Below are 26,477 nucleotides of genomic sequence, written 5' to 3'. Positions count from 1 at the left end.
ATGAATGGTACTCGCCATGAGGTCAGTCCTGCGTTGGATCATCGGCCACAATACTCAACCACTCCCGCGCATGAAACAGGGGGGCCTTATCATGCGGTATACAATCAAGCGAGACCCAACACCTAGACCCTCACGGTCTGATACCCTTCTGGAATCGACGCCTGGCTGGAAAACGTTCGCCATGAGCTGCGCGAAGCCCTGCAGGACGGCCCGGTGATTACCCAGTAACCGAGGGCTATGCCATGCTGACCTCCATTCAGCTGACCAACTTCAAGAGCTATCGAAAGGCCAGGCTGGACCTGGCACCGCTGACCTTCCTGATTGGCCCCAACGCCTCGGGCAAGAGCAACGCCCTGGAGGGCATTCGCCTACTCAACTGGCTGGCCAAGGGGAGGCGCCTGGACGATATCGAACGCGATATCCAGGGGGGCGATACCGTGGTGCGTGGCCAGGCCCGTGATCTGTTCCGAGAGGATGGCGAGCCGTTTACCCTGGAGGCGCACCTGGCCGATGCCCCTGAAGGCTGGGGCGACTTCTCCATCACCATCGATCAGCTTAGCGACCAGCTGGTGGTGGCGGGCGAACAGATCACTCACCCCGACCAGAAAGTTCCACTCTACCGGGTGGACAGCGAACCCAACGAGCACAGCGACGAGATCAGCGTCGCCTATAACAACTTTCGCCGCGGGCGCACCAAGCCGCATATCCCCTGCTCCAATCGCCAAGCGGTGTTCTATCAGCTGGAGACGCCCGGCCGTTTCCAACAATCCCACGCCAAGGCACAGGATCTGATTCCTGAGGTGACCCGTACACTGCGCGAGACGCTGCGGAATATCGTCTTCCTCGACCCGCGTCCAGCGCAGATGCGCGACTACGAGTACGCCGGAGACAAGCACCTTAAGGAGGACGGCCGCAACCTCTCCGCGGTGCTCTACCAGCTTTGTCAGAACCCGACTGGTAAGCAGGCCCTACTCGAATTGATCCGATCATTGCCTGAACAGGACATCACCGATATCCGGTTCATCGAAACGCCTCGTCAGGACGTCATGGTCAGCTTGGAAGAGACCTTCGGCGAACAACAGCGCTTCGTGGATGCCCCGTTGCTTTCCGATGGCACGTTGCGTGTTCTGGCCGTGGGCGCTGCGCTCTTGTCAGCACCCGAGGGCGCGTTGTTGATCATCGAGGAGGTAGACAATGGGGTTCACCCCAGCCGGGCCGATGTGCTGGTGAGGCAGATTCGTGAGGTAGCCAGCCAACGGCAGCTGCGGGTACTGATGACCTCCCATAACCCGGCCCTGCTGGATGCCCTGCCTGATGCCGCCCTGGCCGATGTGCTGTGTTGCTACCGCGACCCGCAGCATGGGGATAGCCGCCTGGTACGCCTGGGCAACATGGAACGCTATAGCGAGCTCGTTGCCCAGGGGCCGCTAGGCCAACTGATGACCCGCAAGGTGCTGGAGCGCTTCCTCAAGGACGACACCTCCCCGGAGCAGCGCCGTGCCGCGGCCCTGGCCTGGCTGGAGGAGCTCAAGCAAGACACGGAGTCTCGGAATGAGCGCCATCTGTCTCGTTGATACATCGGTATTCGTGGAGATCCTCAAGGTGCCCGGGATGTACAGCCTTCATATTGATATCGTCGAAGAGCTGGAAGCTCGGGTCACCCGGGAAGAATCTATGTTTTTACCCATGGCGACGATCCTGGAGACCGGCAACCATATCGGAAAGCAGGGCGACGGCCGCGAGCGCCGGGCTTGTGCTCAACGCTTCGTGCAGCAGGTCGAAATGGCATTGAAAGGCCAGAGTCCCTTCAAACCAATCAATTTCCTGGAGGCCGAACACCTGCAGGCATGGCTGTCGGAATTCCCGGACCACGCCAGCCGAGGGAGCGGCCTGGGTGACCTCTCCATCATCCACGACTGGCAGCGGCTCTGTGATCAGAACCCGCAGCGCCGTGTCACAATCTGGTCGCTGGATCAACATCTTGCCGGTTACGACCGACCAGCCCAATAAGCAGAAAGCGGCCACAACGCAGACAAATTGCACACCGCTGCAATCCCCTGCTGAAGTCATTGGGAGATTAGAGGGTAACAGCTACTGGACGGCTTCCCCCCACAGGACCTCCCGCCCGGGGCAGGATACATTTCAGGATATCCGCAAGGGTGACAACGCCTTTCATGCGGCCGGCCGACATGCCCCAGAACAGCCGGGACTTGCTGTACTCCCAGGGCACTATTTTCCCCGGGTGAGTTTATCCAGATAGCCCATGGCGAACGCCGACACCACGAAGGTGATGTGCAGCAGCAGGTACCATTGGATCTTGTCGTTTTCGATATTCTCCGTGTTCATAAAGACCTTGAGAAGATGGATCGAGGAAATGGCCACGATGGATGCGGCGACCTTGTTCTTCAGCGAACCTGCATCCAGTTTCCCCAGCCAGGAAAGCTTGTCGGCATTGGCTTCAAGATCAAGATGTGAAACGAAATTTTCGTAGCCGGAGAACATCACCATCACGATCAATCCGCCCACCAGCGCAACATCGATCAGGGACAGGGTGACCAGGATCAGGTCCGCCTCCTTCATGGTCAGGATGTTGGGCAGGATATGAAAGATCTCCTGGAAGAACTTGATGCCCAGGGCGATCAGCACGAAGCTCAGTCCGAAGTAGATCGGAGCCATGAGCCAGCGGGAGGCATAGATCAGTTTTTCGATGAATCGTTCCATTGGGATTGCATCCTGAAGCGGTCTTCAGCAAGGGACGGGTTTCAGCGGAGCCATGGCATTGAGTATCTTCATGACGGGATGGATCATAGCGGAAATCCCACCCCATCCCCATTCATTCTCCCCATGCAACCATGATATCTGTGACCGACCCCATGACCCGGGGCTGCCCCGCTCCGGACACGGTGCCGGAAAGGCAATTCCGGTGGCCGATGGTGTCGTGGAGTCCCCCGGGATCGTCCCGGTCTGATGTTCTCGAATCCCCACTGCAGCAGAGACCCCATGCGCCAGCCAGCCTGCTTTCCAGACGATCAGGAACAGGGTCCCGTGGGACCCGTCTATGTACGCCGTATCCGGGTCCCCGTCGAGGCCATCGACCTCAACGGGCATACCAACAACCTGGAATACCTGCGCTGGATGCAGGAGATCGCCCTGGCCCATTCCGCCGCCCGGGGATGGACCCTGGAGCGGTACCGCTCCCTGGGGGCCACCTGGGTGGTGCGCGCCCATCACATCGAATACCTGCGGCCCACCCATGCCGGGGATGCGTTGCTGCTGCTCACGTGGGTGGAGGCCCTGGGCCGGCGGCAATCCCCCCGGGGCTATTGCTTCGTCCGCTCCCATGACCTGAAACCGGTGGTGCGGGCCCGCACCCAATGGGTCTTTGTGGACGCCGCCAGCGGCCGGCCCCGGGAGATCCCCGATGTCTTCCGTGAGGATCTGCAGACCGTGCCTGATGAGGCCACGGCCCTGGCCCATCTCCGTAATCGGGTTTGAAACGGCGCATTCCCCCATCTGACCGGTTCCGGTGTGCCCGTTTCCGTGTAACGAAGGGTTTGTAACTGTTTTTTGTACTGAAAAGATCATAGTAATTATTAGGGCCGGGGAGGGTTCTGGATAACTCCTGAAAGGATTTTTCAAATCAATGGCTTAACGGATCCCCGTGATGTGTGTTTCCCCTTGGGCAAGGACCGGATAGCCTGTGTGCGGATTGTGGATAAAGCCGGGCCTTCAGGCTGTCTACGGGTTCTGTACAGGTTCTCCACAGGGTTATGCCCGCAGGGTGTGGTCTCCCGCCCCGCGCCGGGTCCCCTTTTGCGCTACGCTTGCCCTTATGGGCGGTGGATACCGCCCGGCAACGTGGAGGAGAGGACCATGGCCGAGCAGAGCAATCCCTTCGATGTCTCCGAGCTGATGTACCTGTTCGATCCCAACCGCTACATGGAACAGGTGCGCCGGCTCATGCAGCAGTACGGCCTGTCTTCCATGGACCCGCAGGTCCTGGTGGAGGCCCAGCGCCGCAACATGGAGGCGGTGGTGGATGCCAACCGCACCCTGCTGGAGGGGACGGAGGCCTTGATGCGCCATCAGGCGGATCTGATGCGGGAGGTCTTTGAGGAAATGAACCGGGGGGTGGGCCAGTGGGCGGCGGACGAGGACCCGGCGCAGCGGGCCTCCCGGCAGATGGACATGGTGGGGCGCATCTACGACCATCTGAGCGGCCATCTGCGCGAGGCCTCCCAGCAGGTGCTGCGCACCCAGGAGGCCACCATGGCGCAGCTGGATGCCCGCTTCCGCGCCAGCCTGCAGGAGTTGCGGGACATGTCCGGTTCCCCGGGGAAAGGTCAGTCCACCGGTGAAGGACCGTCCGCTGCGGGCGGGGCCGGGGATTGAGGGATCAGAGATCGCGGAGGAACTGCACCACCAGAAGCCCGCAGAGCAGCCACAGCAGGCCGCGCAGCCAGATCCGGTAGGTGGATGCATCCACCCGCTCGCGGATCCACATGCCGGCCCTCAGGCCCGTCAGGGCCACGATGAGGAGGGGGAGGGAGACCATGAGCAATGGCAGGCCGAAGTGTCCCAGGACGGCGAAGGTGGCGGCCTGGGTGCCCTTGCCCAGGAGGAAGCAGAGGTTGATGGCCTGCACCAGGACCAGGGGCGCCACCCGCAGCTCCAGGAAATAGATCATCAGGACCGGGCCGCCCACGTTCACCGTCCCCCCCAGCACCCCGCCGATGAAGCCGGCCCAGGCCCCGCTGCCGGCGGGGTGGCGGCGGATCCGGCTCCAGTCCACCCGCTCCAGGCGGTGGGAGAAGAGATAGAGCATCACCGTGGCCGCCAGCAGCAGGCGGAAGGGGTTCGGGTCCATGATCACCAGGAGCAGGGTCCCGGCGGCGGAGCCCAGGAGCATCCAGACGGCCACGGGCCAGTAGCGGGCAACGCTCTCCCGCCAGCCCCCGCCGCGCACCAGGCTCCAGAGATTGACGCCGAGGTTGGGCACCAGGGTGAGCAGCACGGCGGTGCGCACGTCCGTCCCCAGGGCCAGCATCGGCGTGGCCACCAGGGGAAAACCCAGACCGAAGGCCCCGTGCACCAGGCCCGCGGCGAGGCATACCCCCAGGGCCAGGGGCAGGATCTCGGCCCCCGGGGTCACCGGCCGCGTCCGCCGGCGGGAGGCGTCATGCCCCGTCCGTCTGGATGGCCGAGCGCACCTCGGGGGTGTTGCGGTGCTCCTTCGGGATGAGCCCGCCCAGCAGCCCGGGGGTGTCGGGCAAAAAGCCGCTGCGGGCCACCCGCGTCAGCATCAGGGCCCAGTGGTCCGATTCGCGGAACAGGCACCGGAACAGGACCCGGGCCTCTTGCGCGTGGCCGGCGTTCACCAGGGCCACGCCACGCCAGAAGACCAGTTCCGATTCCTCGGGGGCCAGGGCCTCGGCGCGTTCGAATTCCGCCACGGCCCGGTCGTAGTCCCCGTGGCGCAGGTGATGCCCGCCGCGGGTGTTGTGGTCGTAGGCGGCCCACAGGTCCACCAGGCGGCGCAGTTCGCTCACCGGATGGGAGTGATCCTCCACGCGCAGGTCCAGGGGGGTGTCCTCCCCGGGGTCGCCGGTGGGGGCGGGGGCCACCACCCGCATGGCGGCCGAGCGCCGCCCCCGCAGGTCGCCGCCCTGGGCCTGGGCCGCCTCCAGGGCCGCCAGCAGGCGCCGGGGCAGATCCCCGCCGGCCGCCTCGAAGGCCTCCCCCATGGCCTCCCAGGTGCCCGCCTGCAGGAGCATGTTGCCCAGGCAGACGTATTCGTCCCCCAGGTGGTGGCCGGCCTCGGGGATGCAGGCCCGGCCCGTATGGGCCACCACGCGCCCCTGGGTGTCCACCATGGCCGCCTGGCGGTAGTCCATGTGGTGGTCCCGCGCCAGCAGGCGCCGCAGGGCGTCGCCGGCACTGGCCCCTTCCTCCATGAGGCGCAGCCCCTCGCTGGCGTAGATGCGCCGGGCGAAGGACTGGATGGTACCCGCGCCCACGCCGGCCCGGGCGAAGGGGGCGACGCTGCCCACGGCAAAATGATGCGACTGCACCGCCACCCCCAAGAAGCCGCTTTCGGGATCGCGGGCGACGATGGAATAGGTGGCCACCGGCGGGCCGGGTGCGGGGCGGGCGCGGGTCATGGTGGCGATCCCCGCGCTAGCGCAGCAGCCCCAGGTTGAAATGGCTGGCGACAAAGCGCTGGAAGCGGGCCACGTCCTCCAGGGCGATGCGCAGCTTGCCCTGTTCCATCTGGCTGAGGTCGGAGAGGCGCACGCTGTTGCCGGGCCTGCGGCCCCGCTGGATGGCCCGCACCTGGCCGCGCAGGCGCATGAGCACGAGAAAATCGAAGCTCTCCAGCAGGTCCCCCGCCTGGTCCCGCTCCAGCACCCCCTGCTTCACCAGGGTCTGCACCCGCTGGTGGGTGTCGCCGTCCAGGGCATGGGCCTCCAGGGCCAGGGCCTTGATGCCGTCGGTGAGGGCGAAGATGCCGGCCTTTTTCAGGTCCACCTCGCCGCCGCTGCCGGTCTTGATGCGGCCACGCCAGCCCAGGGGCGGGGAGAAGCGCTGCATGTTCTCGGCCATGCGCATGACAAAGAGCTTGTTCTCGTCCAGGCGGCGGTAGATGTGGGCCTTGAGCCGGCGCTCCAGGGAGGCATCGCCGTAGAGGGTGCGCAGGTCCGTGAACATGGAGGCGTTGGGGATGTTCTTCGGGCTCGGGGTGGTGAGCCAGCGGTCCAGTTCGTGGGTCCAGTCCGAGAGGCTGCGCCGCCAGGCGGCGTTGCGCGCCATGATGCCGCCGGGGCAGGGGGGCACGCCGATCTCCACCAGGGCGTCGATGAGGGCCTCGGAAAACGCCCGGATGCGGGCCTCCTGGTCCTCGTCCAGGCCGTCGGCGTACACGATGGCGTTGTCCTGGTCCGTGGACAGGGTCTGCTCCATGCGCCCCTCGCTGCCCATGACCACGAAGGCCAGGCCCCGGGGCAGATCGCGGAAGTCCCGCTTCACCAGGAGCTGGATCAGGCGGATCAGGATATGGTCGTTGAGGCGGGCGATGAGCCGCACCATCTCCACCACCGGGGTGGTGGTGCCGCTCAGGTGGAGGATCAGGTCCTGGATGCGGGTGTGCATCTCCCGCAGGTCCTCCACGCTGGAGGAGCGCTCGATGTCCCGGACCAGTTGGTGTGGGGAATGGCTCTGCATGCGCAGGATATCCGTGTCGGTGAGGATGCCCTTGAGGTTCCCCTCCGCGTCCGTCACCACCAGCCGGTGGATCCCCCGGGTGGACATGCGGTACAGGGCCTCGTAGAGGACATCGGTTTCGCCGATGCTCACCAGCGGCCGGGACATCACCTCCTCCACCCGGAAGCCGGCGGGATCGCGTCCCGAGGGGATCACCTTGTTGCGCAGATCCCGGTCCGTGAGGATGCCCGCGGGGTGGCCCTCTTCATCCAGGGCCACGACGCTGGAGATGTTATGTGCCTTCATGGTTTGTACCACATCCACGAGGTTTTCGCCGGGGCGGCAGGTGACCACCTGCCGCTGGCAGATCTCCCCCACGGGACGGAAATAGGGCATCTCCTCGTGCATGATTCTCTCCGGGTGGTCGTTGGGCGGGTTTTCCCGTTGTACCATGGCAGACCCATTCCAGGCGCCAGGGGGGCCCATGCACGACGTCAATGACCTCATCCAACGCTACATCCGTACCGAGATCCGCGGGCGCCAGGCCGGTGGGTCCCCCGCCAAACCCCTGGTGACCCTCTCCCGGGACTACGGTGCCGGCGGCGAGGAGGTGGCGCGCATCCTGGCCCGGCGCCTGGGGGTCTCCTCCTTCGACGAGACCATCCTCGACCGTGTGGCCAAGCACGCGGAGCAGGACCGCACCCTGCTGGCGGAACTGGACGAGAAGGTCTCGGCGTGGAAGAACCACTGGATCTATTCCGTGCTCTCCGGGGATGTCTATCACCTCACCGCCTACCGCCGGGCCCTGGTGGATGTGCTGCTGGCCCTCAGCGCCGAGGGCGGGGTGATCGTGGGCCGTGGGGCCCATGTCTTCCTGCGGGACCGGGGCGCCTTTCGCGTGCGCATCGCCGGTTCCCCCCGCTACTGCGCGCCGCGGGTGGCCGCCGCCGAGGGCCTGGAGGAGGCGGAGGCCCGGGAGAAGGTGGAGACCATCAACCACCAGCGCCAGCAGTTCCTCTGGGACCTGGTGCGCCGGCGCACCAACGACGCCACCCAGTTCGATCTCATGATCAACACCGACCGGCTCGACGACTGGGAGCGGGTGGCACGGCTGATCCTGCGGGCCATGGCGGACGCCGGCGTGCCGTTGCCCCAGGGTGCCCTGGACGGGGAGGGACGGGCATGAGCCACGATGCCGCGCAGTCACCCCGCCAGGCCAGCCTGCAACTGGAGATCGTCAGCGCCGAGGCCGCGCTGTTCAGCGGCCCCGTGCACCGCGTGACCCTGAAGGGGGTCGACGGGGAACTGGGGATCCTGCCGGGGCATTCCCCCCTGCTCACCCCTGTGCTCCCCGGGGTGGCCCGCTTCCTGCCCGAGGGACGGCAGGAGGAGGACTTCCTCTATGTCTCCGGCGGCATGGTGGAGGTACAGCCGGATCGCACCATCGTCCTGGCGGACACCGCCCTGCGCAGTGAGGAGATCGATGAGGAGGCGGCCCGGGAGGCGGAGCGCCGCGCCCGGGAGATCATGGAGGAGAGCGTGCTGTTCAGCGACCGCGACGCCGCCCATGCCGAGCTCCTGCGCGCCCTGGCCCAGCTCAAGGTGGTGGAGCACGCCCGCCGCATGGCGCGGGGCAAGAAGGATACGGCCTGAAGGGCCCTCAGCGGCCGCTGAAGCGGTCGCTGTACTCCGCCCGGTAGAACCATTCGTTGCCCGGCTGGGCGTTGGGATTGGGGAAGACGATGAAGCCCTCCCGGGGGGCGGTGACGGGTTCGCCGCCGGCGCGCCGGCCGATGACCTCGCCGGCGGCCACGGGGTCGAAGCTCTTCCAGGGCCGCACGAAGGTGTCGTCCGGGTGGTCCCGGTCCACCACCTCCACCAGCCGCAGCACCTGGGGCCGGGGTACCGGCTCCGGGTCGGGTCGGTCCAGGATCTGCAGGTGGGCCAGGGTGTTGAGCAGGGCGCGATGGGCCACCTCGGGGGCCTCGGGGTCGTCGTGCTGGCCGCATTCCAGGGTGAGGGCGCGTCCGCCATGGGCCCGCATGAACTCGGTGGTGCCCACCCCGTAGGCGGGGTCGGTGCTCAGCATCTGCGCCCGCAGGGAGGCGTTGGGGTTGCGCATCCGCCGCGCCACGCCCCGGGCGTAGGTGTCCAGCCAGCCCTCCACGAAGCGCCGCGCCCCCAGGCGCAGGGCCAGGGCCTCCTCCTCCCGGGCCCCGTCAAAGGGTTCCAGCTCGCCGTCATTGTCCTGCGGGCCCAGCATGACGAAGGGCTCGCCGCCGGTATGGAAGGAGTGCAGGTCCAGGAGGACGTCGTGGTCCCGCAGCAGAGGGCCGAGGCGGTTGGCCACCCGGTCCTCGAAGTCCCGGGGCTGTGCGCTGATGCGGAAGTTGCGGTTGAGGTTACGCTCCCCCGAGCGCTGTCCCAGGGCGTGGGCCAGGGGATTGGCCACGGGCACGAAGGTGAGCAGGCCCCGGGCCAGCTCCAGGGATCCCGCGTCCAGGTCCGCCATGACGCGACCGATGGCCTGGGTGCCGCAGGTCTCGTTGCCGTGCACGGCGCCCAGGACGATGAGCCGTGGCCCGTCCTCCAGACCGTGGTAGGTGACGGAGCGCAGGGCGGTGGGATGCTTCATGGGCTTCTTCGCAAAGTGTGGGGGGTCAGTCGGCCATGCCGGGCATGGTGACGATGTTCAGGGCAGGGGGTTCCACGTCCGACTGCTGCAGCAGGGCCATGATCTGGCCGCGCTGGGTGCTCTGCCGGTGCAGCAGGTTCATGAGGCATTCCCCCAGCTGCAGGGTGCACTCCCGGGGTTCGTATTCCAGGGTGAAGGTCACCTGCCGGTCCAGGTTGGGTTCAGCCAGGTTCTGCACGAAGTTCATGATCTCCGTGTCCGTGCGCATGCGTTCGGCCCGCAGCAGGCCGTAGTCGTTGTACAGGATCTGGTCGCTGTCGCGGTGGCCGTAGGGCTTGCCCAGCATGCGCCCGAGCCAGATGCGGTCCAGCAGGAGCATGCGGTTGAACAGGCCGTGGATGGAGCCCTGCGGCCCCGTCCAGCGGTGCTTGCGCACGTCATCCTCCAGGGGGTCGCAAAACCCCAGCAACTGGGCGTTGGCCCAGCGGCTGTAGCGGGCCTGGACACGCAGGGTGTAGAGCACATCCATCGGCTGCGGGTGTCTCCTATGTCTCTTCTTCGCAGTCGTGACCCAGCATGGCCAGCCCCTCGGCCAGGTAGTCGGCCGCCATGGGGGTGGCCAGAAGGTAGTCCGCCGTGCGCGGGTTCCAGCCGGCGCGGGCCTCCTCCAGGGCGGCGTTCCACTCCTCCGCCCCATAGTCGCCGCGGCCAAGCCACATCAGGGCCACCAGTTCGGCCTGCAGGCCGGGATCCAGGTCATCCACGGCGTTTTTCAGTTCCAGGTAGAGGACGTTGTCCCCGTGTTCCGCCAGGGCCTCGTCGATCCAGTTCTCGTCCCCCTCGTCGGGTTCCTCCGGCAGCAGGACATCCTCCTGGGCATGGAACTCCCGGGCATGCTCGATGAACCAGCACACGAAGCTGGGATTGAGCTGCATCATGATGTCACCCCGCATGCCGCGCCGCCGGGGTGTTGCAGTGCACCGCCGGCCGGGCGCGGCTGTTCGGCCCGGCGGATGTCTGACCGAGTGTAGCGCGATGATACCGGGCGCGCCGAAGGGAAGACCAGGGGCTCAGAGTTCCCGCACCAGCACCCAGGGGGCCACCACCACGGCCTCGAAGCGGGCCTGGTGCGCCGCCCAGCCGCGGGCGTGCTCCGTGGTGGCCCTGGCCAGGCGTCCCTGCGCCAGGTAGGTCTCCACGGTGTCCCGGTCGTCCCGTACCAGGGCCTCGGCGGCGTCCAGGAGCTCCAGGCTGGCGTCCACCCGCAGCACGGCGCCACGGGCGAAGTGCCGCTGCAGTTCATCCCAGCCGATGGGCCCGGATTCCTGCCGGAGTCGGTCGCGGAGGTCTTCGCTGCTGTCGGGGGTTTCGTTCATGCCGGATCGGTCCTTCCGGGGTTCATGGGGAGGGGTCCGCGGGGGGCGCATCCGCCCCTGCATGCCCCGGGTGTGGTACAGCAGGGCGAACTGGCCCACCAGGAACAGGCCGATGCCGGTGATGACCAGCCATGCCGTCTTGCCCATGGGGCCTCCACTGCAGGGGGCGCGGTTCAGCCCGGGTTCATGCCGAGGGCGTATATCTGCAGGTGCCATGGTGCCATAGATCCAGGGTGCTCGGCTGCCTCCTCCAGACCATGCTGCTACACTTGAACCCCATGCATCCCGCCACGTTCCAACCTGGATGGCCCCGTCTGCTGCTGTGCCTGTGCCTGTGCCTCTGGGCCGCTCCGGTCCCCGCCCTGGCGCTTGCCGGCCTGTCTCTGGCCCAGGCCGAAACCACACAGGCGGCTCCGGTGACCCTGGACGAGGCGGTGGCGCAGGTGCAGGCGCGCACCGGCGGGCGCGTGCTCTCGGCGGAGACCCTGGAGGAGGAGGGGCAGCGGGTACACCGCATCCGCGTGCTGCTGCCGGACCAGCGGGTGCGGGACATCCGCGTGGAGGCCGCCACGGGCCAGTGGCTGTGACGCCATGCGCGTGGTGGTGATCGAGGACGAGGCCGCCCTGCTGGCCCAGCTGCGCCAGCGCCTGGAGGACGAGGGCTGGATGGTGGACACCAGCGGGGACGGCCGTGACGGCCTCTTCCAGCTCATGGAATACCCCGCCGACGTGGCGGTGGTGGACCTGGGCCTGCCGGGGCTGCCGGGGCTGGAGGTGATCCGCCGGGTGCGCGCTGCGGGGCGGGACCTGCCCGTGCTCATCCTCACCGCCCGGGGGCAGTGGCAGGAGAAGGTGCAGGGCCTGGAGGCGGGGGCGGACGACTACCTGGTCAAGCCCTTCCACATGGAGGAACTGGTGGCCCGCCTCAAGGCGCTGGCCCGGCGCGCCGCCGGCAGCACGGATGCCCGCCTGGTGCTGGGGCCCCTGGTGCTGGATACCGCCGCCCAGACGGTGACGGTGCAGGGCCAGCCCGTGGCCCTCACCACCTTCGAGTACCGCCTGCTGGAGCACCTGGCGCGCCACGCCGGCCAGGTGCTCTCCCGCCAGTCCCTGGCCGACTACCTCTACCCCCACGACGAGGACCGGGACAGCAACGTGCTGGAGGTGCTCATCGCCCGGCTGCGGCGCAAGCTGGATCCGGACGGCCGCCTCGCCCCCATCGAGACCCTGCGCGGCCGCGGCTACCGCCTCACCCTGGTCCCCGGTGGCCGCAAGTGAACTCCCTGACCCTGCGCGTGGGCCTCATCGCCGCCCTGGTGGTGGCGGTGTTCGCCGGGCTCACGGCCCTGGCCCTGGAGCGGGCCTTCCGCGACAGCGCCACCCAGGCGGTGACGCAGCGGCTGCAGGGCCAGCTCTACCTGCTCATGGGGGCGGTGGAGGTGGAGGCCGACGGCGATGTGCGCCTGCCCGGGCGCCTGCCGGAGGCCCGCCTGAACCTGCCCGACTCCGGGCTCCATGCCCGCATCACGGCGACGGATGGGCGGGTGCTGTGGCGTTCCCCCTCGTCCCTGGGGATGGATCCGGAGGCCGCCGGGGAGGCGCCCTTCATCGCCCGCATGACGGTGACCTGGGAGACCGGCGGGGGCGGTGTCCCCCTCACCTTCACCGTGGCGGAGGACCGTTCCGCCCTGGAGGCCCAGCTGCGTTCCTACCGCCGCAGCCTCTGGGGCTGGCTGGCGGCCCTGGCGGTGCTGCTGCTGGCGGCCCAGTCCCTGGCCCTCTACCTGGGTCTGAAGCCCCTGCGGCGGGTGGCCCGGGAGCTGCGGGCCATCGAACAGGGGGAACAGTCCCGCCTTGCCGGCCGTTATCCCCTGGAGTTGCGGGCCCTGACGGACAACCTCAACGCCCTCATCCACGCGGAGCGGGCGCGCCAGGCCCGTTACCGGGACGGCCTGGCGGACCTGGCCCACAGCCTGAAGACGCCCCTGGCGGTGCTGCGGGGGACCCTGGGCACGGCCGGGGACGCGGCGGGCCGGCAGGCCCTGGAACAGCTGGAGCGCATGGACCGCATCGTCGCCTACCAGCTGCAGCGGGCCGGCACCGCGGGCCGCAGCCCCCTGGCGGCCCCCCTGGCGGTGGCGCCGGTGGTGCGCCGCCTGGCGGATTCCCTGGCCAAGGTCTATGCCGGGCGCGGCGTGGAGTGCACCCTGGAGGTACCGGAGACGGCCCGTTTCCGCGGCAGCGAGGGGGATCTCATGGAACTGCTGGGCAACCTCATGGACAACGCCTGGAAGTTCTGTCGCCATCGTGTCCGGGTGCGGGCCCGGGAGGACCATGACGGCGGGCTGGAGGTACGGGTGGAGGACGACGGGCCGGGCATCGATCCGGGGCAGGTACCGGCGATCCTGGCCCGGGGTGGCCGCCTGGACGAGGGGGTCCCGGGGCAGGGCATCGGCATGGCGGTGGTGAGCGAGATGGTCCAGGCCTACGGCGGCCGCCTGCAACTGGACAGGACCCCGCAGTGGGGCGGTGCGGCCTGGGTGCTGCGCCTGCCGGGCTGAGGGCTCAGGCGCGGCCCACGTTGAGGTCGGTGGGGGCGTGGTAGTCGTCCTTTGGATACCCCAAGCGCGGTGCAGGTTTCATTTCGGCGTGGACGCGAGCTTGGCACTCACCAGCCGGTTCAGGCTGATGCGCTGCTCCGCAGCCTGGATCGCCAGATCGCGGTGGAGTTCAGGGGGGATGCGGACGCGGAATTCACCGCTGTAGTGCCTTTCCGCCAACGGTACGGGAACCGCCTCGCCGGCGGCCTCCATATCGGCTACCGCATCGGCGACCAAACGCCGCACACCCTGCAAGGCCGCATCCGGGGAGTCCGCCAACCAGGACAGCGAAGGGAACTCAGCGCACAGGCCGACGTACTCACCATCCTCGGCGGACCAGGTAACGCGGTAGGTATAGTGATCACTCTGCATTGCCCATGCTCTCCAGTTTCTCGATGGCGATCAACACCTGCCTTACCTGGTAGGGTTTGGCACGCCCTTTGGCATTCTGGATATTGATCCGGGGATCCCCCGCCCAAGGGGTCTTGAAAATGGCATGGCTCGTGCCGTGCTGGCGGGGTTTCCCGAAATACGCCTCGCATACCTTCATCAGATCCGCGAACCGCACATGAGCCGGTTCGCGCCGCATCTGATCAAGGATCCTGCGCACGGACGCCATGTCAGAACGGTATCACTATTGGCACCATGGGAGAATAGAAGTTCACTGCCGCATGGAACTGGACAGGACCCCGCAGTGGGGCGGTGCGGCCTGGGTGCTGCGCCTGCCGGGCTGAGGCCTCAGGCGCGGCCCACGTTGAGGTCGGTGGGGGCGTGGTAGTAGTCGCTGTCGCGGGCGTACTGCTCCACATCCTGCAGCAGCAGGGCCAGGCGCTCCTCGGCGGTGCTGATGGGGGCGCATTGCTCGCAGCGGGGATCGCCGCAGGGCTGGCGGGTGTACAGCCAGTAGTGCACCGCACCGGCCAGGAGGCCGTCGGCGATATCCCACAGATCCGCCTTGGGATCGGACTCGCTCAGGCGGTTGGCCAGCTCCACGGTCTGGCTCGCGGCACGGTCGAACAGGGCATCGGCGTCGGACATGGCGGGTTCCTGTTCCGCTTGAGTGGCCCACCATGGTAACACGCCGCCGCCGCGGGTCCCGGTCAGCACAGCGCCCGCACCAGCGGGATCTCCACCTCACGGCGGTCCAGGCCGCCGTGCACCCCCGCCATGCGGTGGGGTTCGCGCCCCAGGATGCGGTCCTGAAGGATCCAGCCCGGGTGCATGATCAGGGCGAAGTCGCCGATGCGCGTCTCCAGTTCCGGGTGGTGCCGGCCCGGGCCGAACCAGCCCCGTTCCAGCAGCCGGTGGCTGGGCACCAGGGTGCAGGCATGGCCCAGTTCCTCCCGCACCCGCCGGGCGAAGGTCTCGTGCCAGCCGTGGCGCACGTAGGCGAAGGCCACCCGCGGCTCGCCGCACAGGGGCAGGGCCAGGCAGCGGGCGATGCCGGGGTGGTCCGCCAGGTCGGCCCGGTGGTGCGCCGCCACCATGCCGTGGTCGGCGGTCACCAGCAACAGGGTGCCGGTCCCTGCCAGGCGCCGGGCCAGGGTCGCCAGGGCCGTGTCCACCGCCTGCAGGTGCCGGCGGGTCTCGGCGCCATCGGGGCCGTGTTCGTGGCCGCGGGCGTCCAGCTCCGGCCAGTAGGCGTAGACGAAGCGGGGGGCGTCGCCGCCCCGCACCGCCGCCACCACCTGGTCCACCATGGATTCCAGCCCCTTGAACGGGAACAACCGCGCCCGGCCCCGGTGGGCCTCGTTGAAGGGGGTGCGGGCGATGTGCTCCGGTGTCACCAGGGCCGAGGCCACCGGCAGGCGGTCGAACAGGCTGTGGTGTCCCAGCAGCCGCTGCAGGTCCACCTGCGCCTGGTCATAGCCCACGCCACCGTAGCGGGGCACCCCCGGCAGCACCGCCAGCACGGCCCCCAGTTCGCGGAAATGCACGTGCCAGCCGGTGAGGCCGTGGACCGCGGGGGGGTCCCCGGTGAGCACCGTGGTGATGCCGGAGGCGGTGGTGGTGGGGAAGACCGACTCGATCCCGGCCAGGCGGTGGCCGTTGAGAAAGGGGGCGGGCTGGCCCTGGAGGAAGGCATCCCCCAGGCCGTCCACCAGCACCAGCACCACGTGGCGGTGCCCGCCCACCGCCTCCGGCGGCAGCACCGCCAGCGGTCCCTGGTGCGGCATGGGTCCACCCAGGCCCGCCGAGAGGGAGGCCATGAGGTTGGCCAGGCTGTGGCCGCCGTAGTCGGGTGGCTGGGGCAGGTTCACGGTGTCCATCCCCGGATCATAGCCCCGTGGCCGGGGTGGGGGCCATGATCGGGCGATGCGGCTCATCCCGTCAGCCGACGCCGCGGCCAGTGGCGTTTCGGCCGGACTGCCGTGAGGCGTCCGGAGGCGATCAGGGCCCCGCCCGCCACCGCCGCCGCGGCCAGGGCCAGTCGCGGGTCCGCCGGACTCCAGCCCAGGGCCACCAGGGCGGCCCCGGAGAGGACCGGCACGGCATAGGTGAGGGTGCCCAGCAGGCCGGCGGGCCCGTGGCGCAGGGCGTATCCCCAGGTCATGAAGGCAAGGCCGTAGGGTCCGATGCCGATGGCGGCGGCGGCGAGCCAGTCTGCCGGAGTCCCCCGGAGGGTGGTTTCCAGGGCCAGGTGGAGGCACAGCACCACCAGGGCGGCGCGACCGAACAGGCCTGCCCAGGCCCCGGCGGGCAGTGGTCCCGCACCCCGCAGATAGAGGGAAAAGGCGATCCAGGCGCCGCCGCTGGCCATCCCCCCGAGCCAGGCGGCCGTGGGGGTGGGTCCGCCGCCCCCCCCGGCCAGCAATGGGGTGATGCCGGCGAAGGCGATGCCTGCCCCCGTGAGCATGGCCGGCTGCGGCCGGCGACCGGCCCGGAGCTCGGCGGCCAGGACAAAGCCCAGGGGCCAGGTATAGGTGACCAGGGTCACCACGGCCGGGTCCCCCAGCCCCAGGGCGAGGAAATAGAAGTACAGGGCCCCCGCCAGCCCCCCCACGCCGGCGATCCAGTATCCCGTTCCCCCGGCCGCGGGGCATCCGGGGACGGATGCGGCCCGCAGCCGCGTCGTCCCCCCGCTCAGCAGGGCCGCCGCGCCCAGGGCGACGGCGGCCACCTGCAGGGGGGGCAGGTCCGTCATCCCCCGCAGCACGGGCAGGCCGCTCCAGAGGACCACACTGAAAACACCCGCCAGGATACCGTTTATGTTTTCCGGTCTGTGCTGCATGCCATCTGCCTCCTCATGCCTTTAAATAAAACGTTTCGGAGGTGAAGATAGGGATGCAAAACACATGACGGAAACGAATTTTCAGGATGGAAGAATCACAAAACATGATGGTGGAGGGGCATCCCCTCGACCTGGAACAATTGCAGTCCCTGGTGGCGGTGGTGGACAGTGGCGGGTTCACCGCCGCAGGGCGGCGGTTGCATCGGGCCCAGTCCACGGTGAGCGCCCATCTGGCGCGGCTGGAGCGGCGCACCGGCCATCGTCTTCTGGACCGTGGCACCCTGACGCCGACGCCGGAGGGGGAGCGGTTGCTGGCCCATGCCCGGGAGATGCTGCGCCATCACGCCCTGGCCTGGCAGGAACTCCGTGCCGCCCGTCTGGGGGGACGGTTACGGCTCGGTATCCCCGACGACTATCTGGGTTTTATCCCGCCCCTGCTGACGGAATTCGAGGAACGCTTCCCCGGCGTGGAACTGACGGTGGAGTGCGGTCTGAGCATGGATCTGGTGCGCAAGGTGCGCGCCGGGGGACTGGACCTGGCGGTGGTGACCCGCCAGCCCGGCAGCCCCGGTGGCGAGACCCTGCGCCGGGAGCCGCTGTGGTGGGCCGGGGCCTCGGATCATGCCGCCCATCGGCGGGACCCCTTGCCCCTGGCCCTTTCCCGCCGGGGAACCTGCATCTTCCGGGAACAGGCCCTGGAGGCCCTGGAGGCGTCGGGCCGATCCTGGCGGGTGGCCTACACGGGCAGTGGCCTGGCCGGTCTGCTGGCGGCGGTCCGGGCCGGTCTGGCGGTGACGGTGCTGACCCCTTCCATGATGTCTGCGGGGCTCCGCCCCCTCGGGGAGGCGGAGGGGCTGCCTCCCCTGCCCTGGGTGGACATCGCCCTGCACCGGGCCCCGGGTCGCCCCACGGAGCCGGCGGCGCGACTGGCGGAGCGGTTGCGGCAGCGGCTGGCGGCCACGGAACAGACTGCCGCCTCCTGAGGGGCTTCCCCTAGGACAGCCCCTGACTCAGACCCGTGGGCCGGTCGGTGGGGCGTTCCATGGCGGCCCGCAGCAGGGACGCGGCGCGGTAGGCGCCGTGGACGAACTTGCTGTAGGGGATCATCACGAAGAACCCCAGCACCGTGCCCAGATGCAGGGCCAGGATCAGCCCCATGGCCGGGGTCTGGCGCAGGGCCAGCAGCAGCAGGCCCGTGGCGGCGGTGGCCAGCAGCAGGCCCAGCAGGGCGTAGTCCGCGGGCAGGGTGTCGGCGGCGGTGGGGGCCGGATCGGCGCCGCGCTTGAGCCGGATCATCCCCGCGGCCCCCGTGACCATGGACAGGCCGCCCACGGTGCCCAGCAGGGTGGGCAGGCTGAACAGGGGGTAGGGGGCCTGCCAGTGCAGGAAGTGGTGATAGCCGGCGGCCACGATGGTGGCGGCCAGACACAGCAAAAAGCCGTAGAACAGGGCGTGATGCAGGCGCCGCCGGGTGTGACCGGGGCGCTCGCTGCGGTCGTTGCAGCCGCCGCCCCCACCCTCCAGGTTGCGCAGGGTGAACAGGTCCCGGGCCGCCGCCGGCAGGGCCCGCCAGACGGAGACGGCCGGCGGGCCGCCGCGGCCGATGTCCCGCCAGTAGCGGACCAGGCCCACCCCCACCGCCAAGACGGAGAAGCCCAGGGTGAGCGTGGCCACCGCGCTCATCACCCCCCAGGGGATCACCCGGTAGAACGCCCCCTCGGCCCGGTGGGCGGCGAACAGCACCTCGCCGGGCACCCACAACAGGGTGAGCAGGGGCACCAGCAGGGTGGTGAACAGGGCCACCGCCGTGGTGGCGATGCCGCTGCGGGCCAGCAGCCCCGCCAGGGGCCGGGGCCAGGCGTAGCGCCGGTAGCTTTCGGCGCGCTGGCGGGCCAGGGTGGCGGGGACGTTGATGGCGAAGGCATGGGGCGGGGCGTACTGGCAGGCGTACCAGCAGGCCCGGCAGTTGTGGCAGAGGTGGGCCAGGTGGTCCAGGTCCGCCCGGGTCAGGGCCGGGCGCCGCTCGGCGCTGCGAAAGACCGCGCACAGGCCGGTGCAGAAGCCGCAGATGTTGCACAGGTGCAGGGTGCGGCGGGTCTCGGCTTCCGTCTCCGTTTCCATTGCGTTGGGGGCGTTGGGCTGGGTCATGGCAGGCACCGGGGGCGATCCTTGGATTGGAAAACCGGCCGGGACGGACGGTTCCGCCTCCGACGGTTTGGGAGGGCTTGGGGAGGGCCCAGAGGCCGGGTCATCCCCGGGCGGCCGCCTCGCCGGCGATGCGGCCGGACACGGCGCACAGGGTCAGGGCGGCGCCGGCCACGTAGCCGGGGCCCAGCACCGCCGGGGACATGATCATCCCGGCGGCGTAGAGGGTCCCGCAAGGGGGCCCGTGGCGGCGGCGGATGCGCCCCCGGGGGTCCACCGCCAGGCCATGGCCGGTGAAGGTGACCCCCGGGGCCAGGGTCCAGGCATGGAACGGCGGGCCCTCCAGGGGCAGGGCGCAGCGGCTCTTGGGGGGCGTCAGGCCGGTGGTGTGATGGGCCAGGGGATCGTCCCCCCCATCCACCCGGGCGGCGTGGTAGCGCTGCACGGTCCGCTCCAGGGCCCCGGGCGGGAGCCCGAGCCTGCGGCCCAGGTCCTCCAGGGTGTTTGCCGTCACCGGGGCATACAGGGAGGGCGGCGCCCGCTGCAGTCCGGCGTCATCCAGGATCAGGTGGGCCCGGGCCCCGGGAAGGTCCGACACCCAGCGGCCCCAGGCGGAATAGCGCCGCGGGGTGATCTCCTCCCCCTCATCGCGAAAGCGCCGGCCGTGGACATCCACCACCAGCCCCCAGGGCATGCCGTCCACGCGGGTGACGATGCCGCCGTCCTCCGGCGGCGAGCAGGCATGCACCGCCACCCGGTGGCAGCTGCCGGGCACCCCGGCCGGGGCGGCCCCCTGGTCCAGCAGCTGCAGCAGCAGATCGCCGGTGACATGGGGGCTGCCGCGGTTGATGTAGTGCCGGGCGCCGGGACAGCCGGCGGCGGCCAGGGCCCGGCGGTCCGCCTGGTAGCCGCCGCTGCAGCAGACCACGCGCCGGGCCCGCAGGACAGCGTCCCCCTCCGGTCCCCGGGTGGGTACGGTATGCACCCGGGCATCCTCCAGATGCAGATGGGTCACGTGGGTGTCGTAACGGATCTCCACCCCCCGGTCCGCGGCAGCGGCGTACAGGGTGTTCATGAGGGTGCGCCCGCCCCCCAGGAAGAAGGCGGTCTTGCGTGACCAGGGCAGGGCGCCGCGCTCCGGCAGCTGGAAGCGCACCCCCCGGGCCTGGAGCCACCCGGGCAGTTCCGCCGAGCCCCGGGCCAGGAGGCGCACCAGTTCCGGGTCGCCATGGCCCTGGTGGGCGGTCTCCAGATCATGGATGAATTCCTCCACGGCGTACTTCCCCGGAAAGAGGGGGGAGGGGGCGTCGTGGGCGATGCGCAGGTTGCGGGAATGGCGGGCGTTGCCGCCGCGCAGGGCCTTGGGGGCCCGCTCCGCCAGCAGCACCGAGGCCCCGGCCTCGCGGGCCGCGAGGGCGGCACACAGGGCGGCGAGACCGCCGCCGATGACCAGGACATCATAGGGTTCGGGGGGCATTGCGGGGAAAACGCTGGTTCACGGCCGGATCATACCGCATCCGGCCCCTGCCCGGCCCGTCACTGCAAGCGGCCGCGGAATGCGGTAGTCTCGCCTGCGCAAACGCCCCGCACGCCCGGTGCATGTCGGGGCATGAAACGCATGAACCCATAAAGGTCTGATTTGAAAACGATCACAACGGAAAAAGCGGCGGGGGTGAGTACCGCCATGGTGATCCTGGCCGCCCTGTGCTGGGGGCTTTCGGGGGGGATCGGCGGGATCCTCATGGCCGATGGCTGGGATGCGCTGGTGGTGTCGTTCTACCGGGGGGCCATCGGGCTGTTGTTCGTGCTCGTCTGGCTGGCCCTGCGCCCCCGGGGTAGCGGACTGTCTAACCCCCGGTTATGGTTCTGGTCGGCCATCGCCGGTCTTGGCGTGGCCGGCAATTTCGCCTTCTATTTCGTCAGCATCGCCGAGGGCAGCGTCGCGGTGGCGGCGACGCTGATGTACTGCGCGCCGGTGTTCGTCTTTCTGGTGTCCTTTGCCCTCCGGCTGGAGAGGCCCACCCTGTTCAAGTGGATCGCCATCGTCATGGTGATGATCGGCGTGGTGCTGCTCACGCGCATCCTGGAGACCGGGGCCGGCGGCGTCACGCCCCTGGGGGTCGCCGCCGGGCTGCTCTCGGGCCTGTCCTACGCCCTGTTCATCTTCGGCTTCAAGTATGCGGCCCCCCACGGCAGTCCCCAGTCGATCCTGGTGATCGCGTTCGCGGCCCTGGTCTGCATCCTCATCTGGACGGGGGACGCCGGCCAGGCCGTGGCGGTGCTGGGCGCCCCCACCTGGCCGCTGTTCGTGATCCTGGGGGTGCTCGGCGCGGGGCTGTCCTTCATCTTCTATATCGTCGGCCTGAAGCACACCGCCCCGGCCGTGGCCGCCATAGTGGCCATGGTGGAGCCGGTCACCGCGTCCCTGTTCGGCGTCGTGGTCCTGGGGGAAAGCCTGGCCGCCCTGCAGATCCTGGGCATGGGGCTGATCCTGATCACGGTCACGGCGCTGAGCGTGCATTCTCGCGCCGGGTGAGGCGAAGCGGCCCGGGGGTGCCGGCCAGGGAGGCCCCGACCGGTCGATGCCCCCTGGCGTCTGCCACCGCCGGGCAACCGGCCGTGGCGGAGCCTGGCCCGCAGGGGCACCCCTCGCGGGCAACCACCTGAGTGACCCCATTCCAATGCAGTGAATCCATGCAAAAGGCATCCATGGCCAGCAACACGACCCAGCTCATCCACTTTGTCTTCGACATCGCCAACAAGCTCCGTGGCCCGTATCGTCCGCCCCAGTACCGCAAGGTGATGCTGCCCATGACGGTGCTGCGCCGTCTGGATTGCGTGCTCGCCCCCACCAAGGAGCAGGTCCTGGAGGAATACGAGAAGCTACAGGCCCGCGGCCTGGAAGGTGATGCCCTGCACAAGGTGCTGGCGCGCAAGGCCAGCAAGGATCGCAACCACCCCCTCTACAACATCAGCCCCTACACCTTCGAGAAGCTGCTGGCGGACCCGGACAACATCGCCACCAATCTCACCAGCTACATCAACGGCTTCTCCGAATCCGCAAGGGTGATCTTCGAGGCCTTCGACTTCGAGTCGGAGATCGAGAAGCTGGACAAGGCCAACCGGCTGTATCTCATCGTCAAGGCCTTCACCGACCCGCGTATCGACCTGCATCCGGACCGGGTCAGCAATCACGACATGGGCTATGTGTTCGAGGAGCTGGTGCGGCGGTTCAATGAGCAGGCCAATGAGGAGGCGGGGGACCACTTCACCCCAAGGGAGGTGATCCGCCTCATGGCGCACCTGCTGTACACCGAAGACGAGGACATCTACACCCCAGGCATCGTGCGTACCATCTATGACCCCACGGCCGGCACCGGGGGCATGCTCTCGGTCTCCGAGGAGTACATCACCCAGCAGAACCCCCAGGCGCATCTGGAACTCTTCGGCCAGGAGTACAACGAGGAATCCTGGGCCATCTGCCGTTCCGACCTGTTGATCAAGGACGAGCCGGTGGACAACATCGCCTTTGGCGACACCCTGGGGGATGGGGAAACGGGGGACGGCCACCCCGAAAAGGACTTCCATTACATGCTGGCCAATCCACCCTTTGGCGTGGAGTGGAAGCCTCAGGAGGCGTACGTCAAGAAGGAGCACCAGGAGCTGGGCTTCAGCGGGCGTTTCGGTCCCGGGCTGCCGCGCATCAACGACGGCGCCACCCTGTTCCTGCTGCACATGATCCGCAAGATGAAGCCCGCGCCGGAACAGGGTGGGGAGGGCTCCAGGATCGCCATCGTCTTCAACGGCTCGCCCCTGTTCAACGGCGAACCCGGACCCAGCGAGAGCAACATCCGCCGCTGGATCATCGAAAACGACTGGCTGGATGCCATCATCGCCCTGCCGGATCAGCTCTTTTACAACACCGGCATCTACACCTACATCTGGCTGGTGAGCAACCGCAAGCCGGCGCATCGCAAGGGCAAGGTGCAGCTCATCGACGGCACCCGCCACTACCGCAAGATGAAAAAGAGCCTGGGCAACAAGCGCAACGAACTGGGCGAGGACCACATCGAGGAGCTGACCCGCCTGTATGCCGACTTCAAGGATGGCGCCACCTGCCGGGTGGGACTCAATGGAGAGCAGGCCGAGCGCATCTGCTCCAAGGTCTTCGACAACCGCGACTTCGGCTACCTGAAGCTCACCGTGGAGCGCCCCCTGCGCCTCAACTTCCAGGCCAGTGCCGAGCGCATCCAGCGCCTCTGGCAGGAAACCGCCTTCCTCAACCTGGCCAAGAGCAAGAAGCGCAAGGACCAGCCCGAGCACGACGCCGAGGTGAAGGCCGGCGAGGCCACCCAGCAGCGCATCATCGGCATCCTCCAGAGGCTGGACGACCGGCTCCATACCGACCGCGCCGCGTTCGAACCGCTGCTCAAGGCCGCCTTCAAGGACGCCGGCGAGAAGCTGCCCGCGCCGATCAGGAAGGCCATCCTCCATGCCCTGTCCGAGCGCGACCCGCAGGCGGCCATCTGCCGCGACCAGGACGGCAACCCCGAGCCGGATACCGAGCTGCGTGACACCGAGATCGTCCCCCTGCCGGCGGATATCCCCCTGCCGCTGCCCATGGGCTACGACAAGGACGCCGACAACAGCCAGTTGCTGGATCTGGTCCACGACCACTGCCAGGACTACCTGGCCCGCGAGGTGCTGCCCTTCGTCGAGGACGCCTGGATCGACCAGGCCAAGACCCGGGTCGGCTACGAGATCCCCATCAACCGGCATTTCTACGTCTACGAACCGCCCCGGCCGCTGGAGGCCATCGAAAGGGACATCCAGGAACTGGAGAAGGAGATCCTGGAGATGCTGCACCAGGTGACCCAATGAGCGCCGGTGAGCTCATCCTCTACCGCACCGAGGACGGCAAGGCGCAAATCCATCTCCGCGTGGAGGGCGACACCGCCTGGTTGACCCAGGCGGAGATGGCCGAGCTCTTCCAGACCTCAGTGCCCAACATCAACACCCACGTCAAGAACATCCTGGAAAGCGGTGAACTGTCCGCCGAGGCAACCATTAAGGAAAACTTAATCGTTCGTCAGGAAGGGGCGCGGCAGGTGCGGCGCCGGGTCAGTGTCTACAGCCTGCCCATGATCCTGGCCGTGGGCTACCGGGTGCGCTCGCCGCGCGGCACCCAATTCCGCCAGTGGGCCACCGGCCATCTGGAGGAGTACCTGGTCAAGGGCTTCGTCATGGACGATGAGCGCCTGAAGGAGCCCGGCGGCTGGGACTACTTCGACGAACTGCTGGCGCGCATCCGCGACATCCGCGCCTCCGAGAAGCGTTTCTACCAGAAGGTGCGCGAGCTGTTCGCCCTCTCCAGCGACTACCGGCCCGACGACCGCGACGCCCAGACCTTCTTCGCCGAGGTGCAGAACAAGCTGCTCTATGCCGTCACCGGCCACACCGCCGCCGAGATCGTGGTGAACCGCGCCGACCCCGGTGAGCCCAACATGGCCCTGACCAATTGGCAAGGAGCGCGGGTGCGCAAGCAGGACGTCACCATCGCCAAGAATTACCTCACCGCCGACGAGATCGACGACCTCAATCGCCTGGTGGTGATGTTCCTGGAACAGGCCGAAATGCGCGCCAAGCAGCGCAAGGACCTGACCCTGGACTATTGGCGCAATAACGTGGACCGGCTGCTGGAATTCAGCGACCGCCCCGTGCTGGAAGGCGCAGGCTCCATCAGCGCCAAGCAGGCGGAGCGGATCGCCCACGAGCGCTACGAGCAGTTCGACGCCCAGCGGCGGCGGGACGAGGCAAGGGAGGCGGATGCCGAGGAGCTGCGGGAGTTGGAGGCGTTGGAGGAGCGGGTCAAGAAGGAGAAACCGCAATGACCGTCAGCACGAATGGACCCGCGGGTGCTGACGAGCAGGCACGTCGCTGGAAGAAACGTAAGATCAAGTTCGTATCCGATGTGCGTACAAGCAATGTCGATAAGCATATTGTTGAAGATGAGACCGCTGTACGCCTGTGCAATTACACGGATGTTTACTACCACGAAAAGATCTCGCCGGACATGCCATTCATGCAGGGCTCGGCGACCGAAAGCGAAATCGAACGCTTCGGGTTGAAGAAAGGGCAGGTGCTGCTGACCAAGGACAGTGAAAGCTGGGAAGATATCGCTGTCCCAGCCTATGTCGCCGAGACGATACCTGAAGTGGTCTGTGGGTACCACTTGGCCGTTATTGAGCCTGATTCGGACGAGGTGGATGGACGTTTCCTTTCATGGTTGGCCCAGTCCCCTGTTTTGAATGACCAATTCAAATTGGCTGCAAAAGGGGTCACCCGGTTCGGGTTGTCTCAGTATGCCTTGAAGAATGCGGTAGTAGAGCTTCCTCCGTTGGAATATCAGTTGAAGGTGGCCACTTTCCTCGACCGCAAGACCGCCGAGATCGACACCCTGATCGCCAAGAAGCGCCGTCTGCTGGACCTGCTGGCCGAAAAGCGCACCGCCCTGATCACCCGCGCCGTCACCAAGGGCCTCGATCCCGATGCCCCCATGAAAGACAGCGGCATCGAGTGGCTGGGGGAGATTCCGGCGCATTGGGAGACCGGCATTCCGATAAATTATCTGGTGAAAATGTCTGGGGGCATGACTCCTTCAACCAGTAATCCGATGTACTGGGATGGAGACATTCCTTGGGTGAGTCCGAAAGACATGAAACGGCCTGAGTTATTTGATTCTCAGGATCATGTGACCGAGCTGGCGCTATCAGAGACAGGGTTGAGCTTGGTAGAACCTGGATCGGTGCTGATTGTTGTGCGAGGAATGATTCTAGCCCACTCTTTTCCCGTTGCTATAAATCGGGTTCCAGTGGTCCTTAATCAGGATATGAAGGCACTGAAAGTTGGGCCTCGTCTGTCATCAGAATACTTTGTGTTCCTGCTTCGGGCTATCGCTGACGTTATGCTCTCCTTGGTAGAAACCTCGGCTCATGGGACAAAAACGCTTCGCACAGATCGCTGGAAAGAACTTGTGATCGCGCTTCCGTCTGTTGATGAGCAAAAGGCCATAGTCGAACTGGTGAAAAAGATGGTTGCTGATCTGAATTCTCTGGAAGAGACTACAAGTAGGACGATAGAAAAACTCGAAGAATACCGCTCCGCCCTGATCACCAACGCCGTCACCGGACAGATCCAGGTGGCCTGACAGGTGTGCTAGAAAACGAAAGGCCCCTGCGAACCCGCCGGGGCCATGACGCCGACCGGGCACTCCCAGTCCGTTGAGCGTC

29 protein-coding genes are annotated in these 26,477 nt (G+C 67.7%); 14 read left to right on the top strand and 15 right to left on the bottom strand.

Annotation, left to right across the window (positions count from 1 at the left end; translation table 11 throughout):
• The first annotated feature begins 242 nt into the window (after positions 1-242).
• A complete protein-coding gene (locus CKO33_RS09625; RefSeq protein ID WP_242472577.1) occupies positions 243-1,574 on the top strand; it encodes an AAA family ATPase in 1,332 nt (443 codons plus the stop codon).
• Positions 1,552-2,010 carry a hypothetical protein gene (locus tag CKO33_RS09620; protein ID WP_200181903.1) on the top strand — a complete coding sequence of 153 codons (459 nt, stop codon included), beginning with the start codon at positions 1,552-1,554 and terminating at the stop codon, positions 2,008-2,010. Before CKO33_RS09625 ends, CKO33_RS09620 begins: the two co-directional genes overlap by 23 nt.
• Before the next feature lie 219 nt (positions 2,011-2,229).
• Here the strand turns inward: CKO33_RS09620 and CKO33_RS09615 are convergent, their stop codons facing one another.
• Positions 2,230-2,721 carry a TIGR00645 family protein gene (locus tag CKO33_RS09615; protein WP_200181902.1) on the bottom strand — a complete coding sequence of 164 codons (492 nt, stop codon included), beginning with the start codon at positions 2,719-2,721 and terminating at the stop codon, positions 2,230-2,232.
• Positions 2,722-3,045: 324 nt separating this feature from the next.
• On the opposite strand from CKO33_RS09615, the gene CKO33_RS09610 reads away from it, so the two are divergent.
• Both CKO33_RS09610 and CKO33_RS09605 read left to right on the top strand, forming a co-directional pair.
• The gene (locus CKO33_RS09610) at positions 3,046-3,495 is read left to right on the top strand and encodes an acyl-CoA thioesterase (protein WP_338081764.1); all 450 of its coding nucleotides are present in this window, start codon (positions 3,046-3,048) and stop codon (positions 3,493-3,495) included.
• Positions 3,496-3,873: 378 nt separating this feature from the next.
• On the top strand, positions 3,874-4,392 hold the full coding sequence (locus CKO33_RS09605) for a phasin family protein (RefSeq protein WP_200181898.1): 519 nt from the start codon (positions 3,874-3,876) through the stop codon (positions 4,390-4,392).
• A gap of 4 nt (positions 4,393-4,396) precedes the next feature.
• On the opposite strand, the gene CKO33_RS09600 is transcribed toward CKO33_RS09605, so the two are convergent.
• From CKO33_RS09600 to CKO33_RS09590, 3 genes are read right to left on the bottom strand one after another with little or no spacing between them, the layout of a single operon-like run.
• Complete coding sequence (locus tag CKO33_RS09600; protein WP_200181897.1) at positions 4,397-5,152, bottom strand: TSUP family transporter; 756 nt, start codon at positions 5,150-5,152, stop codon at positions 4,397-4,399.
• Between the two features lie 25 nt (positions 5,153-5,177).
• Positions 5,178-6,161, bottom strand: a complete 984-nt coding sequence (locus CKO33_RS09595; protein ID WP_200181895.1) for a DUF1028 domain-containing protein — start codon at positions 6,159-6,161, stop codon at positions 5,178-5,180.
• A gap of 16 nt (positions 6,162-6,177) precedes the next feature.
• Positions 6,178-7,608 carry a DUF294 nucleotidyltransferase-like domain-containing protein gene (locus CKO33_RS09590; protein WP_200181893.1) on the bottom strand — a complete coding sequence of 477 codons (1,431 nt, stop codon included), beginning with the start codon at positions 7,606-7,608 and terminating at the stop codon, positions 6,178-6,180.
• 76 nt (positions 7,609-7,684) lie between these two features.
• Between CKO33_RS09590 and CKO33_RS09585 the strand changes: the two genes are divergently transcribed.
• Positions 7,685-8,386, top strand: coding sequence for a cytidylate kinase-like family protein (locus tag CKO33_RS09585; protein ID WP_200181889.1), 702 nt, complete (start codon positions 7,685-7,687; stop codon positions 8,384-8,386).
• The gene (locus CKO33_RS09580; protein WP_200181888.1) at positions 8,383-8,853 is read left to right on the top strand and encodes a F0F1 ATP synthase subunit epsilon; all 471 of its coding nucleotides are present in this window, start codon (positions 8,383-8,385) and stop codon (positions 8,851-8,853) included. Before CKO33_RS09585 ends, CKO33_RS09580 begins: the two co-directional genes overlap by 4 nt.
• A 7-nt stretch (positions 8,854-8,860) precedes the next feature.
• On the opposite strand, the gene CKO33_RS09575 is transcribed toward CKO33_RS09580, so the two are convergent.
• The 4 genes from CKO33_RS09575 to CKO33_RS09560 form a co-directional block, all read right to left on the bottom strand.
• Positions 8,861-9,835 carry a M14 family metallopeptidase gene (locus CKO33_RS09575; protein ID WP_200181886.1) on the bottom strand — a complete coding sequence of 325 codons (975 nt, stop codon included), beginning with the start codon at positions 9,833-9,835 and terminating at the stop codon, positions 8,861-8,863.
• Positions 9,836-9,860: 25 nt separating this feature from the next.
• On the bottom strand, positions 9,861-10,364 hold the full coding sequence (locus CKO33_RS09570) for a DinB family protein (protein WP_200181884.1): 504 nt from the start codon (positions 10,362-10,364) through the stop codon (positions 9,861-9,863).
• 16 nt (positions 10,365-10,380) lie between these two features.
• Complete coding sequence (locus CKO33_RS09565; RefSeq protein WP_200181882.1) at positions 10,381-10,773, bottom strand: DUF3775 domain-containing protein; 393 nt, start codon at positions 10,771-10,773, stop codon at positions 10,381-10,383.
• 132 nt (positions 10,774-10,905) lie between these two features.
• Complete coding sequence (locus CKO33_RS09560) at positions 10,906-11,358, bottom strand: DUF2288 domain-containing protein (protein WP_242472578.1); 453 nt, start codon at positions 11,356-11,358, stop codon at positions 10,906-10,908.
• A gap of 131 nt (positions 11,359-11,489) precedes the next feature.
• Between CKO33_RS09560 and CKO33_RS09555 the strand changes: the two genes are divergently transcribed.
• From CKO33_RS09555 to CKO33_RS09545, 3 genes are read left to right on the top strand one after another with little or no spacing between them, the layout of a single operon-like run.
• Entirely contained in the window at positions 11,490-11,798 is a 309-nt protein-coding gene (locus CKO33_RS09555; protein WP_242472576.1) for a PepSY domain-containing protein, read from the top strand.
• Positions 11,799-11,802: 4 nt separating this feature from the next.
• Positions 11,803-12,489, top strand: a complete 687-nt coding sequence (locus tag CKO33_RS09550; protein WP_200181881.1) for a response regulator transcription factor — start codon at positions 11,803-11,805, stop codon at positions 12,487-12,489.
• The gene (locus CKO33_RS09545) at positions 12,486-13,772 is read left to right on the top strand and encodes an ATP-binding protein (RefSeq protein ID WP_200181879.1); all 1,287 of its coding nucleotides are present in this window, start codon (positions 12,486-12,488) and stop codon (positions 13,770-13,772) included. Before CKO33_RS09550 ends, CKO33_RS09545 begins: the two co-directional genes overlap by 4 nt.
• A 78-nt stretch (positions 13,773-13,850) precedes the next feature.
• On the opposite strand, the gene CKO33_RS09540 is transcribed toward CKO33_RS09545, so the two are convergent.
• From CKO33_RS09540 to CKO33_RS09520, 5 genes are all read right to left on the bottom strand, one after another.
• Entirely contained in the window at positions 13,851-14,183 is a 333-nt protein-coding gene (locus CKO33_RS09540; protein WP_200181877.1) for a type II toxin-antitoxin system HicB family antitoxin, read from the bottom strand.
• Positions 14,173-14,430 carry a toxin HicA gene (locus tag CKO33_RS09535; protein WP_200181875.1) on the bottom strand — a complete coding sequence of 86 codons (258 nt, stop codon included), beginning with the start codon at positions 14,428-14,430 and terminating at the stop codon, positions 14,173-14,175. Before CKO33_RS09535 ends, CKO33_RS09540 begins: the two co-directional genes overlap by 11 nt.
• 119 nt (positions 14,431-14,549) lie before the next feature.
• Positions 14,550-14,849, bottom strand: coding sequence for a hypothetical protein (locus CKO33_RS09530; RefSeq protein ID WP_090484498.1), 300 nt, complete (start codon positions 14,847-14,849; stop codon positions 14,550-14,552).
• Between the two features lie 62 nt (positions 14,850-14,911).
• Positions 14,912-16,081, bottom strand: coding sequence for an alkaline phosphatase family protein (locus tag CKO33_RS09525; protein ID WP_200181874.1), 1,170 nt, complete (start codon positions 16,079-16,081; stop codon positions 14,912-14,914).
• A 53-nt stretch (positions 16,082-16,134) separates the two neighbouring features.
• Positions 16,135-17,043, bottom strand: coding sequence for a DMT family transporter (locus tag CKO33_RS09520; RefSeq protein WP_200181867.1), 909 nt, complete (start codon positions 17,041-17,043; stop codon positions 16,135-16,137).
• 86 nt (positions 17,044-17,129) lie between these two features.
• Here CKO33_RS09520 and CKO33_RS09515 point away from each other — a divergent pair, with 86 nt between their 5' ends.
• Positions 17,130-18,026 carry a LysR family transcriptional regulator gene (locus CKO33_RS09515; RefSeq protein WP_242472575.1) on the top strand — a complete coding sequence of 299 codons (897 nt, stop codon included), beginning with the start codon at positions 17,130-17,132 and terminating at the stop codon, positions 18,024-18,026.
• Positions 18,027-18,036: 10 nt separating this feature from the next.
• On the opposite strand, the gene tcuB is transcribed toward CKO33_RS09515, so the two are convergent.
• A complete protein-coding gene (gene tcuB / locus CKO33_RS09510; RefSeq protein ID WP_200181865.1) occupies positions 18,037-19,191 on the bottom strand; it encodes a tricarballylate utilization 4Fe-4S protein TcuB in 1,155 nt (384 codons plus the stop codon).
• Between the two features lie 100 nt (positions 19,192-19,291).
• A complete protein-coding gene (tcuA, locus tag CKO33_RS09505; protein ID WP_200181857.1) occupies positions 19,292-20,665 on the bottom strand; it encodes an FAD-dependent tricarballylate dehydrogenase TcuA in 1,374 nt (457 codons plus the stop codon).
• 207 nt (positions 20,666-20,872) lie between these two features.
• Between tcuA and CKO33_RS09500 the strand changes: the two genes are divergently transcribed.
• The 4 genes from CKO33_RS09500 (at position 20,873) to CKO33_RS09485 (ending at position 26,395) form a co-directional block, all read left to right on the top strand.
• Positions 20,873-21,724, top strand: a complete 852-nt coding sequence (locus tag CKO33_RS09500) for a DMT family transporter (protein ID WP_200181927.1) — start codon at positions 20,873-20,875, stop codon at positions 21,722-21,724.
• Between the two features lie 173 nt (positions 21,725-21,897).
• A complete protein-coding gene (locus CKO33_RS09495; protein ID WP_200181925.1) occupies positions 21,898-24,069 on the top strand; it encodes a type I restriction-modification system subunit M in 2,172 nt (723 codons plus the stop codon).
• Positions 24,066-25,079, top strand: coding sequence for a virulence RhuM family protein (locus tag CKO33_RS09490; protein ID WP_200181855.1), 1,014 nt, complete (start codon positions 24,066-24,068; stop codon positions 25,077-25,079). Before CKO33_RS09495 ends, CKO33_RS09490 begins: the two co-directional genes overlap by 4 nt.
• A complete protein-coding gene (locus tag CKO33_RS09485; protein WP_200181853.1) occupies positions 25,076-26,395 on the top strand; it encodes a restriction endonuclease subunit S in 1,320 nt (439 codons plus the stop codon). The genes CKO33_RS09490 and CKO33_RS09485 overlap by 4 nt, the downstream gene beginning before the upstream one ends.
• The last annotated feature ends 82 nt before the right edge of the window (positions 26,396-26,477 follow it).

Origin of the sequence: Ectothiorhodospira mobilis (assembly GCF_016584115.1) — a bacterium.
Lineage (GTDB): Bacteria > Pseudomonadota > Gammaproteobacteria > Ectothiorhodospirales > Ectothiorhodospiraceae > Ectothiorhodospira > Ectothiorhodospira mobilis.
This window is presented reverse-complemented; position numbering and strand designations above follow the sequence as displayed.